We start from the raw sequence: 12,987 nt of genomic DNA on the forward strand, positions 1-12,987 counted from the left end.
CGATGAAATCGCTCTATGCTGTGAGAGATTTCAAACCAGCGGCGTTCGGCGCCAGACGAGGAGGAGGTGACGCATGGGCCTGTTGATCGACGGCAAGTGGCACGACCAGTGGTATGACACCGACAAGCACGGCGGCGAGTTCGTGCGCGAGTCCGCCAAGCTGCGCGACTGGGTGACCCGCGACGGCAGCGAGGGGCCCGACGGCCAACCGGGGCTGAGTGCCGAGGCGGGGCGCTACCACCTCTATGTCTCGCTGGCCTGCCCCTGGGCCCACCGCGTCATGATCCTGCGCAAGCTCAAGGGGCTGGAGGACCTGGTCGGCCTCTCCCACGTCAGCCCGCTGATGCTCGACCAGGGCTGGACCTATGAGGAGTCCGAGGGCTCGAGCGGTGACCCGGTCAACGGCGTGGCCTACCACCGTGAGCTCTACACCCTGACCGACCCGCACTACACCGGGCGCGTGACGGTGCCGGCGCTGTGGGACAAGCAGGGCGGGCGCATCGTCAACAACGAGTCGGCCGAGCTGCTGCGCATGTTCAATGGCGCCTTCGACGACCTGACCGGCAACCGCCTGGACTTCTATCCCGAGGACCTGCGCGAGGCCATCGATGCGGTCAATGCCGACGTCTACGACCACATCAACAACGGGGTCTACAAGTCGGGCTTCGCCACCGAGCAGGCGGTCTACGAGAAGCACGTGGTGGCGCTGTTCGAGGCGCTAGACCGCATGGAGGCGCGCCTGGGCGAGCATCGCTACCTGGCCGGCGAATGGCTGACCGAGGCCGACATCCGCCTGTTCACCACCCTGATCCGCTTCGATGCCGTCTACCACGGCCACTTCAAGTGCAACCTGCGCCGCATCGAGGACTACCCGAACCTCGCGAACTATGTGCGCGAGCTCTACCAGTGGCCGGGTATCGCGGAGACGGTGGATTTCGACCACATCAAGCGCCACTACTACTACAGCCACGACACCATCAACCCCACTCGAATCGTGCCCCACGGCCCGCTGCTGGAACTCGAGCGCCCCCATGACCGCGAGCGCCTGCCGGGCCAGGGCATCCGCGAGAAGGGGTAACGGTGCTTCGCCAGCCAGCGATGCCCCATCGCTTTGCAAGCAAAGCTCCTACGTCGCCCGAGATCGTTGGAGCGCTGCTTGCAGCGCGATCCGCCGCGAAGCGGTGGCCTCAACCCCGTGAATGCTTCGCCAGCCAGCGGTCCAGGGCATTGGCGAACTCGCGGCGGTCACCGTCGGAGTAGCCCTTGGGCCCGCCGGTGTGCTCGCCGCTGGCGCGCATGGTTTCCATGCTGCTCTTGTATCAGCCGCATCTGGCCCGAGTGCAGATGCGTTATGGGTCAGGTGTTTCTGGCCAGCCATCTATCCAGCGCATTGGCAAATTCCCTGCGGTCACCGTCGGAGTAGCCCTTGGGCCCGCCGGTATGCTCGCCGCTGGCGCGCAGGGTTTCCATGAAGTCCCGCATCTGCACTCGTGCGCGGATGTTGTTCTCGTTGAGAGCCTCGCCGCGGGTGGTCATCACCTTCGCGCCGCGCTCGATGGCGGCCATGGCCAGCGGCAGGTCGGAGGTGATCAAGAGGTCTCCCGCCTGGAGGCGGTCGACGATCTCGTCATCGGCGGCATCGAAGCCCTGGCTCACCGCCAGCGCCTTGACCCACTTCGAGCGCGGCAAGGGTACCGTATGGTTGGCCACGAACCAGGTGGGGGTGGCGGTGCGTTCGGCGGCGCGCACGATGATCTCTCGCGCCACCTTGGGACAGGCGTCGGCATCGACCCACAGGCTGGGCATGGCATCTCCTCGAAGTTGCGAGCGGCCACCGAAAAGGCTGGCCAGGGCAGGGTGGCGATGGTAGCATGCGCGCTCCTCGCATGTGTTGACCCCACCATCATGTACGACGCCATCGCTGCCGGTCATCGACCGAACCCAGCATGGGCGCCGCAACGCCAGGCCCAGCGCCAACGCTGGCAGCCACAAGCGTTCGAATTGTGTAGATGGAGCGCCACCGAGATCCCGCCACCCGGGCGAGATCGGCGCAAACGGTCGCCACAGGGCCCCAGGTTGCCATCCCCGATGGCACGGGCCCGATGCCAGGTGCGACCGGCGTCCCCGACTCCGATGTCCCGTGCTGCCACCCTCGAGGGCGCAGCGCGCCTGACCGTATTGCTCGCGTCAGGGACGCCAATGAAATTCTGCCGGTGACCCCGGCCTACCAAGGTGTGATTAATGACCTCGACTTCTGTCGCCTCGCCGAGCTTCGGTGATCTGGCCCTGCTGCCTGCCGTCCTTTCTGCCGTCCAGACCCTGGGCTACGAGACCCCGTCGCCGATCCAGGTGCAGACCATTCCTGCCCTGCTGGAAGGTCGCGACATGCTGGGCCAGGCCCAGACCGGTACCGGCAAGACCGCGGCCTTCGCCCTGCCGATCCTGTCGCGCCTCGAGCTGACCCGTCGCGAGCCCCAGGTGCTGGTGCTGGCGCCGACCCGCGAGCTGGCCCAGCAGGTGGCCGTCTCCTTCAGCAAGTACGGCCAGAACCTCCAGGGCCTGGAAGTGGCGACCCTGTGCGGTGGCCAGGAGTACCGCGAGCAGCTGGGGGCCCTGAAGCGCGGCGCCCAGGTGGTGGTGGGCACCCCGGGGCGGGTCATCGACCACCTGGATCGCGGCAGCCTGAAGCTCGACGGCCTGACCTCGCTGGTGCTCGACGAGGCCGACGAGATGCTGCGCATGGGCTTCATCGACGACGTCAAGCGCGTGGTCGCCGATACCCCCAAGGATGCCCAGCGGGTGTTCTTCTCCGCGACCCTGCCGACCGAGATCGAGCGCATCGTCAACCGCTACCTGGTGGACCCGGTGAAGGTGGCCATCGAGTCGCGCACCACCACCGGCGAGAACATCGAGCAGCGCCTGGTGCGCGTCGATGGCGGCGCCAAGCTGGAGGCGCTGTCGCGCATCCTCGAGGTCGAGCCGGTCGATGCCGCCATCGTCTTCGTGCGTACCCGGGCCGCCTGCACCACCCTGATGGAGCAGCTCTCCGCCCGCGGCGTGAACGTGGCCAGCCTCTCCGGTGACCTGGACCAGAGCCTGCGCGAGCGCACCATCCAGCGCCTCAAGCGCGGCAAGGTCGACGTGCTGATCGCCACCGACGTGGCCGCCCGCGGCCTCGACGTGCCGCGCATCACCCACGTCTTCAACTACGACCTGCCCCAGGACTCCGAGGCCTACACCCACCGCATCGGCCGCACCGGCCGGGCCGGGCGTACCGGCATCTCGATCACCTTCGTGGGCTTCCGCGAGGGCCGCAAGGCGGGCTGGATCGAGCAGGCCACCGGCCAGAAGATGACCGAGATGGAAGTGCCCGACGAGGCGGCCATTCGCGCCCATCGCGACGAGGTCTTCCACCAGAAGGTGATCGCCGCGCTGACCGCCGGTGCCGAGGAGCAGCGCGCCCTGGTCGGCCGCCTGGTCGAGGAGGGTTACGACCCCATCGAGCTGGCCTGCGCCTTCGCCCGCCTGGCCCGTGCCGACGAGGCCCCCATCGGCCGCATGCAGGCGCCGCGCAAGGAGGCCCGTAACGATCGTGCCCCCCGCGACGGCAAGCCGCCGCGCCGTGAGAGCCGTGGTCCCAGCGAGGGCATGACCCGCTACCGCGTCGCCGTGGGCCACAAGGACGGCGTCAAGCCCGGCCAGCTGGTCGGGGCGCTGGCCAACGAGGGTGGCATCGAGGGCGCGCGCATCGGCCGCATCGATATCCGCACCTCCTTCTCCGTGGTGGAGCTGCCGAGCTCGCTGCCCGCCAGCATCCTGGCCAAGATGGCCCGTGCCCGCGTCGCCGGCCGTGCCCTGGAGATCAGCGAGGACAGCGGCGCCCCCGAGCGTGCCCCGCGCCGTCGTCGCGAGGACGGTGACGCGCCGATCCGTCGTCCGTCACGCGCCTGACGACCCGCCGCTGACGGCCCGGCGGCTCGCGCCGCCGGCCTGACCGCACAGCGCCCCGCACCGGAAACGGTGCGGGGCGCTGTTGTTTGGGGCTGCGGTCCCTTGGAAGCAGGTCATCGAGCGGGCCCTGAGTTGGGCCCGGCCACATGGCGGGGCGCGCCGCTCAGGCGGTGCCGGCCTCCCTGGTCACCGCCTCGGCGAAGCGCGCCAGCAGCGAGCTCGCCTCCGGCGTGGCGGTGATGCCCGCGAGCAGCGCGTCCGGGTCCTGGCCCTGATCACGGAGCGCCGCCACCTGGCGGGCCAGGTAGGCGCGCATCACCGCCGGGGTGAACTCCGGGTGGAACTGCACGCTCCACTGGCGAGGGCCGTAGCGCAGCGCCTGGTGGGCATCGTGGTCGTTGCGGGCCAGCACCACGGCGTCTCCGGGCGCCTCGAGCACCGACTGGGCGTGGGTCAGCTGGGCGGGGAAGCGCTCGGGCAGCTGACCGAGCAGCGCATCCGCTCGGCCGGCCTCGGTGAGCGTCACCGCGTGGGTGCCGGACTCGCGCCCCGCCGGGTGGTAGTCACTGACCCCGCCGAAGGCCGCGGCCATCAGCTGGTGGCCGTAGCAGACGCCGAGCATCGGCAGGTTGCGCCGGCGGGCCTCCACCAGCCAGGGCTTGAGCGCCTCGCTCCAGGGCTCGGCGTCGCTCACCATGGAATGTGAGCCGGTGATGGTGAGGCCGTCGATCTCCGCGAGGTTGGGCAGCGGCTCGTGGCGCGCGTCGAACACCGCGGCCTTGAAGCCGGCGCGGGACAGCGCCTGCTGGAACAGCGCCTCGAAGTCGCCGTGGGCCTCCACCACCTCGGGGAAGGCGTCACCGGTCTTGACGATCAGCAGTCGGGGCATGGGGTCTCTCCGGAAGGGGCCGTTCGGGCCTTCAGCGCGCCAGCTGCCGGCCGAGCGCGACCATGAAGCGGACGCCGGCCTCCAGCTGCTCGTGCTCGATATATTCATCGGGCTGGTGGGCCTGGGCGATGCTGCCCGGCCCGCAGATCACCGTGGGCAGCCCCTGGCGCTGGAACTGCCCCGCCTCGGTGGCGTAGGCCACCGCCCCGGCGGGGCGCTCGCCGAGCAGGGCGTGGCACAGCGCCAGCACCTCGGCGTTGTTGTCGTCGGCCAGCGCCGGCACCGTCTCGTTGAGCGCCTCGGTGACGATGGACGCCTCCGGGGCGCGCTGGCGCATCTCGGCCTCGAGGTCGGCGGCCCGGGCGCTGACCCGCCCCAGCAGGTCCGAGAAGCGATCCGACGGCAGGTGGCGGATCTCCCACTCGAAGGTGCACTCCCGGGCCATGATGTTGATCGCCGTGCCGCCGGCGATCTTCCCGACGTGAAGGCTCGAGTGGACCACGTTGAAGGCCTCGTCCACGCGCCCCTCCGCCTTGAGCTCGGCCATCACCTCCTCGATGGTGGTGACCAGCCGGGCCGCCACGTGGATCGCCGAGACCCCCTGGTTGACCTGGCTGGAGTGGCTGGCGCGGCCGGTGACGGTGGTGCGCAGGTTGGTGGCGCCCTTGTGGGCCACCACCGGGTGCATCAGGGTCGGTTCGCCGACGATCACCGCGGCGGGCAGCGGATGATCGGCCATGAGCCGCTCGATCATGCGCGGCGCGCCGATGCAGCCGACTTCCTCGTCGTAGGAGAGTGCCAGCCAGATGGGCTTTTCCAGGTCGAGCGCGACCCAGCGCGGCACCTCGGCCAGGGCGCAGGCGATGAAGCCCTTCATGTCGCAGGTGCCGCGGCCGTAGAGGCGGCCGTCGCCCTTGTCGACCAGGGTGAAGGGCTCGGTGGACCACGGCTGGCCGTCCACCGGCACCACGTCGGTATGGCCGGAGAGCACCACACCGCCGGGCACCTCCGGGCCGATGCGCGCCAGCAGGTTGGCCTTCTTGCCATCGTCGCTCTCCACCCGCCAGTGCGGCACGCCGTGCTCGTCGAGGAAGCCCTCCACGAAGGTGATCAGGTCGAGGTTGGAGTCCCGGGAGACGGTGGGAAAGCCCACCAGGCGGTCGAGCATCTCGGCGGCGGTCATGGCGCGCTCCTTGGTATCGATGGAGGGAAGCCTATCACGGCGGCAGGGCCGGCCGAAGCCGGGGGCGTCATGCCCCGCGCTGGTGCAGGCGGCGGCCCAGGCGCTCCATGATGGAGACCTCGCCACGCAGCCAGGGGCCCAGCAGGCGCATCGAGAGCGGGATGAACAGGAATACCATCACCGGCGTCAGCGCCAGGGTGCTGACCAGCACCCTGGGTACCAGCGGCAGCCCCGCCAGCAGGCCGCCGAACAGCGCCTGAAAGAGCAGCGATACCGGGAAGAAGGCCAGCCAGATGGCGATGGCCTGCTTCCAGCGGGGCGGGGTCTGACCGGTGGCATCCTGGAACCAGCCGTCCAGGCCGGTGGCGCGGTGCTCCTGGGGCGCCTCGAAGAGCCCCTCGCCGCGGGCCAGCCAGGCCCGGCGAGAGGCGGAGTGCTCCCAGACGGCCAGGGTCCGGGCGTCCCGGAAGCGGAAGATGAGCTGGTACTCGTCGTCGCCCGGCGGCGGAGCCAGCACGCCGGAGCCCAGGTAGCCGGTGAAGTCGCTGGCCAGGTCGCGGCCCTCCTCCAGCCAGGCGGTGAAGTCGCGATAGCGGCCGCGGGCCACGCGGCGCGCCACCATCAGCGTCACGGGGTCAGGGGACATCGTGTATCTCCTTGTGCGTCGCGCCCGGGTAGGGCGCCTGGTTCAGTCGGGCCGGGTAGGCCCTCGTGAATCATGTGCAAAGAGTATACCAGCTATGCGACCTAAAATAGTTGAATGTACCTTAAAATTAATATTATGCAGTGAAGAAATCTGTAATCGTCGTAAAATCTCTCCTGCTGCTCTGCCAGGCCATGGCTCGGCAGCAAACGGTCCCAGGCAAGGGCCGTGATGAAGCGGCCGTGATGAAGGGGCGGCAATAAAGTGGCCACGATAGTGCCAGGCTATCCGGCCGATGCTTCTGCTGACCGGCGAAGATAGTTAACATGCTTATCAATTGATCCGCAGCAGGAGACGACTCGATGTCGGACACAACCTTCCTCAACCCCGGGCTCTTCACCCCGTTCAAGCTTGGCGGCCTCAGCCTGCCCAACCGGGTGATCATGGCGCCGCTGACCCGCTCGCGCACGCCGGACAGCGTGCCTGGCACGCTGCAGCAGGTTTACTACGGCCAGCGCGCCAGCGCCGGGCTGATCATCAGCGAGGCCACCAATATCTCTCCCACCGCCCGCGGCTACGTTTACACGCCGGGCATCTGGACCGACGCGCAGGAAGCCGGCTGGAAGGGGGTCGTCGAGGCGGTGCACGCCAAGGGCGGGCGCATCGCCCTGCAGCTGTGGCACGTGGGGCGCGTCTCCCACGAGATGGTGCAGCCCGACGGCCAGCCGCCCGTGGCGCCCAGCGCCCTCAAGGGCGAGGGCGCCATGTGCTTCGTGGAGTTCGAGGACGGCAGCGCGGGTGAGCACCCCACCAGCACGCCGCGGGCGCTTGCGACCGAGGAGATCCCCGCTATCGTCGAGGACTACCGCCAGGCCGCCATCCGCGCCAAGCGGGCGGGCTTCGACATGGTCGAGGTGCACGCGGCCAACGCCTACCTGCTCAATCAGTTCCTCGCCACCGGCACCAACCAGCGCACGGACCGCTACGGCGGCTCCATCGAGAACCGCGCCCGCTTCCCGCTGGAGGCGGTCGATGCCGTGGTCGAGGTGTTCGGTGCCGAGCGGGTCGGCATCCGCCTGACGCCTTTCCTCGAGCTCTTCGGCCTCACCGATGACGAGCCCGAGGCAATGGCCTTCTACCTGGCCGGCGAGCTCGACCGGCGCGGCCTGGCCTATCTCCACTTCAACGAGCCCGGCTTCGCGGGTGCCGACATCACCTACCCGGAAGGTTTGCGGGAAGAGATGCGCCGCTGCTTCAGCGGTGGCCTGATCTACTGCGGCGGCTACGACGCCGAGCGGGCCCAGGCCCGCCTGGACGAGAACAGCGCCGACGCCATCGCCTTCGGCCGCCCCTTCATCGCCAACCCTGACCTGCCCGAGCGCTACCGCCTCAAGGCCGCGCTCAACGAGCCCGACCCGAGCACCTTCTACGGCGGCGACGAGAAGGGCTACACCGACTACCCCTTCCTCGACAACGGCCACGACCGGCTCGGTTGAGCCGGCGTCAAGCCTCTGGAAGCAGCAAGCCCGGCCCGTGTGCCGGGCTTGTGGCGTGATGGGGAGGGCATCGTCGTGTTCACGGTATCGACGTATCGTCGGGACATGTTCAAGAAACGCGATTTTTTCGACACGTCCGCCGGATATGTCGATGGCATCGACATATCATGGCGCGATGAGTGCTCTCCGAGCGCCGGAAGTGAAAATAGCGTGGCCGCTTATTTTAATTTCGGCCCGAAATTAAAATAAGGTCATCGCACCTTGGCATGAAGCAGCCTTGTAGGAGGCCGGCTCTGCCGGGCGAATGGCGCCGCCAGGCGCCTCAGCGGTATAGCCAGTCGTAAAGGCCTCCCTCCAGACTGGCGCAAGGTGCCGCCTTCGCCATATTGAAGCGCTGCTTGCAACGCGATTGGCGCCTCCCGACGCCGCGGCGTAGCATTGCTCCCACGATTCTCATCGCAAGGAACCGCGGACCCCCATGTTCGAGCAGACCTTCAAGAACATCGACGATGTGCTGTGGAAAGAGGCCGGCTGCGCCACCGAGCTGGACTACACCGAGCAGACCTCCTGGCTGCTGTTCCTCAAGTACCTGGACGACCTGGAGCAGAGCCGCGCCATCAACGCCACCCTGGCCGGCAAGTCCTTCGACTTCATCATCGACACGCCCTACCAGTGGTCCACCTGGGCCGCCCCCCGCGACCGCGACGGCAACCTGGATCGCGATCGCGCCCTGACCGGCGACGACCTGCTGGACTTCGTCAATCGCGAGCTCTTCCCCTACCTGCAGGGCTTCCGCGAGCGCGCCAGCGGGCCGGACACCATCGAGTACAAGATCGGCGAGATCTTCGGCGAGGTGCGCAACAAGTTCCAGAGCGGCTACAGCCTGCGCGACGCCCTGGAGCTGGTAGACAGCCTGCAGTTCCGCTCCCAGGCCGAGAAGCATGAACTCTCGCACCTCTACGAAGCCAAGATCAAGAACATGGGCAACGCCGGGCGCAACGGCGGCGAGTACTACACGCCGCGCCCGCTGATCCGCGCCATGGTCCGGGTGATCGATCCCAGGATCGGCGAGCGCCTCTATGACGGCGCGGCGGGGTCGGCGGGCTTCCTCTGCGAGGCCCATGACTACCTGCGCTATGGCTTCGGCAGTGACGAGCCGCGCCGGCTCACCACCGAGCAGCTCGACACCCTGCAGAACCACACCTTCTTCGGCAAGGAGAAGAAGAGCCTGCCCTATGTCATCGGCATCATGAACATGATCCTGCATGGCATCGAGGCGCCCAACCTGGTGCACACCAACACCCTCACCGAGAACCTCGCCGACCTGCAGGAGAAGGACCGCTTCGACGTGATCCTCGCCAATCCGCCCTTCGGCGGCAAGGAGCGTAAGGAGGTCCAGCAGAATTTCCCGATCAAGACCGGCGAGACCGCCTTCCTCTTCCTGCAGCACTTCATCAAGCGCCTGAAGGCCGGCGGCCGCGCCGCGGTGGTGATCAAGAACACCTTCCTCTCGAACGCCGACAACGCCTCGAAGGCGCTGCGCCAGGAGCTGCTGGAGAGCTGCAACCTGCACACCGTGCTCGACTGCCCCGGCGGCACCTTCCTCGGTGCCGGCGTGAAGACGGTGGTGCTGTTCTTCGAGAAGGGCGCCCCGACCCGCGATATCTGGTACTACCAGCTCGACCCCGGACGTAGCCTGGGCAAGACTAACCCGTTGAATGACGACGACCTGGCCGAGTTCGTCAGGTTGCAGGCCACCTTCGCCGACTCCGACAACTCCTGGAAGGTCAGCGTCGAGGACCTGGACCGCGATACCTTCGACCTCTCGGTAAAGAACCCCAACAAGGCCGAGGCCGCGCCGCTGCGCGACCCCGAAGTGATCATCAACGAGATCGAGACGCTGGACCGCGAGGCCGAGGAGATCCTGGAAGGGATTCGGGGGATGTTATGAATGGTGATTGGTTGACGGTGCCCTTAGAGGAAGCCTGTGACATTGAGTATGGAACGCGCGTAGTAAAGAAGCGTGATGCGGGCACCTTATATCCAGTTTACGGTGGGGGTGGTGCCACTTTCTTTGTGGACCAATACAATCGGGAAGACTGCACTATCGTGTCGCGTTTTGGTATGTCGGAGGAGTGCGTTCGGCATATTGGTGGGCGTTTTTTCTTGAACGATAGTGGGTTAAGTGTCGCTCCGAAAAATCAACAGAAACTGACTAAACGGTTCGTAGATCATCTCTTGCTGGCTAATAGTTACAAGATATACAGACTAGGCCGTGGGGCCGCCCAGAAGAACCTTGATGTCAATCTATTTCGCAAGATACTGGTCTCATTTCCGCAAAGTATTGAGGAGCAAATACGCATCGTCGCCATCCTCGATGAGGCCTTCCAGGGAATTGATACGGCCGTTGCAAATACCGAACAGAACCTCGCCAATACGCGTGAAATATTCGAGAACTATAGAGACGGTATCTTTAGCGCCCAGGTGGAGGGGTGGCATTCGGTAGAGCTGGGTGAGCTCTGCAGCATCAAGCATGGTTTTGCCTTCAAGAGCGAATTCTTCACTACTGAGGGCGACTACATCGTACTGACTCCGGGCTTCTTTTGGGAGCATGGTGGTTTCCGTGACCAGGGAAAGAAGACCAAATATTACGAAGGAGAAATTCCAGATGGCTACCTTCTGGAAAAAGGCGAGTTTCTTTTCGCCATGACCGAGCAGGCGGCAGGTCTGCTGGGGAGTTCCTTGGTGGTCCCGGAGTCGAACCGCTATCTGCATAACCAACGGCTGGGCCTGGTCCAGGTAAAAAATGGTATTGAATGGCGCAACGATTTCTTCTTCCATCAGTTCAATACCCCGAAATTTCGCGCAGCGGTTCAGGCGACGGCCTCGGGTGCCAAGGTGCGGCATACCTCGCCGAAGAAGCTGTGTGCAATTCCAGTTGTCTATCCGCCCTCCCGTGAGGAGCAGATCAGCGTTGCTGACAAGCTCAATGGTCTTTGGGAGGAAACGCAACGCCTTGAAGCGATCTACCAGCAAAAACTCACTGCCCTTGCCGAGCTCAAGCAGTCCCTGCTGCAGAAGGCCTTCTCCGGCGAGCTGACGGCCAGCAAGGCCGAGGCGGCGGTGGAGGAGGCGACGGTATGAGCGATCCGCGCGATATTGACCTGATCGAGGATCTCCGCGTCCGCCCGGCAGAGCTGTCCTGGCTGGAGTTCAAGAAGGACAATGTCGACCCGGATGTCATCGGCAAGCGTTGCTCGGCATTGGCCAATGCGGCGCGTATCGATGGGCAGGACTGCGGCTATATGCTGTGGGGCATTGATGATGCGACCCATGAAGTGGTCGGCACCCGTTTCGATCCCGATGGCCAGCGAGTCGGCGGACAGGAGCTCCAGCTCTGGCTCGCCCAGCAGTTGCAGCCCAGCATTGCTTTCACTTTTCGCGTGATCGATCATCCGGATGGTCGAGTGGTCATGCTGGAAGTCCCGGCCGCTACCAATGCCCCTGTCGCTTTCAAGAATATTGCTTATATCCGGATAGGTAGCACCACCCCGAAGCTGGCCGAGTATCCCGAGCGCTACGCAAAGCTTATCGATTCACTGCGTCCTTATACCTGGGAGCACGGCATTGCACGCCAGTACGTCACCGGCGACGACGTCCTGGAGCTGCTCGATTACGCGCAGTATTTCCGATATACCCGACAGCCGCTGCCTGACAACCGTGCAGGGATCTTCGAGCGGCTGGTGGCGGATCGCCTGATCGAGCGAGACGTGGGGCAGCGATGGAACATCACAAATCTGGGAGCGCTGTTATTCGCGGCACGCTTGGAAGACTTCGAGGCATCGTTGTCGCGCAAGTCCGTCCGGTTGGTCGTCTACGATGGCCGTAACCGTGCAGCTACAGTGACCCATCGCCTGGATGGTAAGAAAGGATATGCCTGTGGCTTCGAGGGGCTGGTCGACTACATCAATGACCTGGTTCCGCACAACGAGCACATCGGCCGAGCCCTGCGTGAGTCCCGGCCATTGTTTCCGGAGCTTGCCGTTCGCGAGCTGGTTGCGAACGCCTTGATTCATCAGGATATGACGGTAACGGGGGCGGGGCCGCAGATCGAGATATTCGAAGACCGCATGGAAATCACCAACCCTGGCCGTCCGCTCATCCAGGCAGAGCGGATGATCGATCTTCCGCCTCGATCCCGGAACGAGGCGCTGGCCTCGCTGATGCGCCGTATGGGGTTCTGTGAGGAACAGGGCAGCGGACTGGACAAGGTGGTCGCCCAAGTCGAGTTGTACCAGTTGCCACCGCCGTTGTTCCGGGAAGGTGACAACTCCATGCAGGTGGTCCTCTACGGCCCGCGGACCTTTGCCAACATGACGCCAGACGAGCGGATTCGGGCCTGCTACCAGCACGCAGTGCTGAGGTTCCTGAGCGGTGGGGAGCGAATGAAGAACGCGACCCTGTGCGAACGCTTTGGTATCGACCCCAGAAACGCCTCCCAGGCATCGGCGGTGATCAAGAAGGCACAGCATGCTGGGTTGATCAAGATTGCGGACCCGGAGCACCCCCGAGCTGGCTATGTGCCCATCTGGGCCTGATTTCTTGATCGGGTTTTGATTTCTGGGGTAGGTGCAGGCATCGGTGCCTGTTTATTTTAAATAAAAACAATTGGTTATGATTTTTTGTGGGCTTAAAGTTTCTTCATCGTGTTTTCATCGGCAGGTTGCGTTTCGAGCAGACGGGTGGGCAGAGAGCCTGTTTCACACTTCCGCTGGTCTGCATGACCGGCTTGCTGATTGACCAGCGCGTCCACGACCTCGCCACC

The 12,987-nt window shown here is 65.4% G+C and carries 10 protein-coding genes and 1 pseudogene; 6 read left to right on the forward strand and 5 right to left on the reverse strand.

All coding sequences use genetic code 11. The features are described from left to right. Positions 1–73: 73 nt before the first annotated feature. Positions 74–1,078: a glutathione S-transferase family protein gene (locus NFC98_RS04345; protein WP_254276915.1), complete on the forward strand. Its 1,005-nt coding sequence runs from the start codon at positions 74–76 to the stop codon at positions 1,076–1,078. Between the two features lie 109 nt (positions 1,079–1,187). On the opposite strand, the pseudogene NFC98_RS04350 reads toward NFC98_RS04345, so the two are convergent. Beyond that, positions 1,188–1,307, reverse strand: a pseudogene (locus NFC98_RS04350) (DUF188 domain-containing protein); the annotation flags it as partial. Positions 1,308–1,356: 49 nt separating this feature from the next. Further along, positions 1,357–1,806, reverse strand: coding sequence for a YaiI/YqxD family protein (locus NFC98_RS04355; RefSeq protein WP_254276916.1), 450 nt, complete (start codon positions 1,804–1,806; stop codon positions 1,357–1,359). Between the two features lie 435 nt (positions 1,807–2,241). On the opposite strand from NFC98_RS04355, the gene NFC98_RS04360 reads away from it, so the two are divergent. Further along, entirely contained in the window at positions 2,242–3,951 is a 1,710-nt protein-coding gene (locus tag NFC98_RS04360; RefSeq protein WP_254276917.1) for a DEAD/DEAH box helicase, read from the forward strand. A 163-nt stretch (positions 3,952–4,114) separates the two neighbouring features. Here NFC98_RS04360 and NFC98_RS04365 read toward each other — a convergent pair whose 3' ends face one another. The 3 genes from NFC98_RS04365 to NFC98_RS04375 all read right to left on the reverse strand — a co-directional run bounded on the left by NFC98_RS04365 (position 4,115) and on the right by NFC98_RS04375 (position 6,669). Further along, positions 4,115–4,840, reverse strand: a complete 726-nt coding sequence (locus tag NFC98_RS04365) for a glutamine amidotransferase (RefSeq protein ID WP_254276918.1) — start codon at positions 4,838–4,840, stop codon at positions 4,115–4,117. Between the two features lie 31 nt (positions 4,841–4,871). Continuing rightward, positions 4,872–6,023, reverse strand: coding sequence for an acetylornithine deacetylase (argE, locus tag NFC98_RS04370; RefSeq protein WP_254276919.1), 1,152 nt, complete (start codon positions 6,021–6,023; stop codon positions 4,872–4,874). A gap of 67 nt (positions 6,024–6,090) precedes the next feature. Next, on the reverse strand, positions 6,091–6,669 hold the full coding sequence (locus NFC98_RS04375; RefSeq protein ID WP_254276920.1) for an antibiotic biosynthesis monooxygenase: 579 nt from the start codon (positions 6,667–6,669) through the stop codon (positions 6,091–6,093). A gap of 359 nt (positions 6,670–7,028) precedes the next feature. On the opposite strand from NFC98_RS04375, the gene NFC98_RS04380 reads away from it, so the two are divergent. From NFC98_RS04380 to NFC98_RS04395, 4 genes are all read left to right on the forward strand, one after another. Then, positions 7,029–8,162: an alkene reductase gene (locus NFC98_RS04380; RefSeq protein ID WP_254276921.1), complete on the forward strand. Its 1,134-nt coding sequence runs from the start codon at positions 7,029–7,031 to the stop codon at positions 8,160–8,162. A 478-nt stretch (positions 8,163–8,640) separates the two neighbouring features. Next, on the forward strand, positions 8,641–10,113 hold the full coding sequence (locus tag NFC98_RS04385; protein WP_254276922.1) for an N-6 DNA methylase: 1,473 nt from the start codon (positions 8,641–8,643) through the stop codon (positions 10,111–10,113). After that, a complete protein-coding gene (locus tag NFC98_RS04390; RefSeq protein WP_254276923.1) occupies positions 10,110–11,306 on the forward strand; it encodes a restriction endonuclease subunit S in 1,197 nt (398 codons plus the stop codon). Before NFC98_RS04385 ends, NFC98_RS04390 begins: the two co-directional genes overlap by 4 nt. Next, complete coding sequence (locus tag NFC98_RS04395; RefSeq protein WP_254276924.1) at positions 11,303–12,760, forward strand: ATP-binding protein; 1,458 nt, start codon at positions 11,303–11,305, stop codon at positions 12,758–12,760. The genes NFC98_RS04390 and NFC98_RS04395 overlap by 4 nt, the downstream gene beginning before the upstream one ends. The last annotated feature ends 227 nt before the right edge of the window (positions 12,761–12,987 follow it).

It is taken from the genome of Halomonas sp. 3H, assembly GCF_024206005.1.
Lineage (GTDB): Bacteria > Pseudomonadota > Gammaproteobacteria > Pseudomonadales > Halomonadaceae > Halomonas > Halomonas campaniensis.

Coding starts and splice junctions, on each gene's coding strand:
- NFC98_RS04390 (WP_254276923.1), top strand. CDS start 10,110: ATGAATGGTGATTGGTTGACGGTGCCCTTAGAGGAAGCCTGTGACATT.
- NFC98_RS04360 (WP_254276917.1), top strand. CDS start 2,242: ATGACCTCGACTTCTGTCGCCTCGCCGAGCTTCGGTGATCTGGCCCTG.
- NFC98_RS04395 (WP_254276924.1), top strand. CDS start 11,303: ATGAGCGATCCGCGCGATATTGACCTGATCGAGGATCTCCGCGTCCGC.
- NFC98_RS04355 (WP_254276916.1), bottom strand. CDS start 1,806: ATGCCCAGCCTGTGGGTCGATGCCGACGCCTGTCCCAAGGTGGCGCGA.
- NFC98_RS04385 (WP_254276922.1), top strand. CDS start 8,641: ATGTTCGAGCAGACCTTCAAGAACATCGACGATGTGCTGTGGAAAGAG.
- argE (WP_254276919.1), bottom strand. CDS start 6,023: ATGACCGCCGCCGAGATGCTCGACCGCCTGGTGGGCTTTCCCACCGTC.
- NFC98_RS04375 (WP_254276920.1), bottom strand. CDS start 6,669: ATGTCCCCTGACCCCGTGACGCTGATGGTGGCGCGCCGCGTGGCCCGC.
- NFC98_RS04345 (WP_254276915.1), top strand. CDS start 74: ATGGGCCTGTTGATCGACGGCAAGTGGCACGACCAGTGGTATGACACC.
- NFC98_RS04365 (WP_254276918.1), bottom strand. CDS start 4,840: ATGCCCCGACTGCTGATCGTCAAGACCGGTGACGCCTTCCCCGAGGTG.
- NFC98_RS04380 (WP_254276921.1), top strand. CDS start 7,029: ATGTCGGACACAACCTTCCTCAACCCCGGGCTCTTCACCCCGTTCAAG.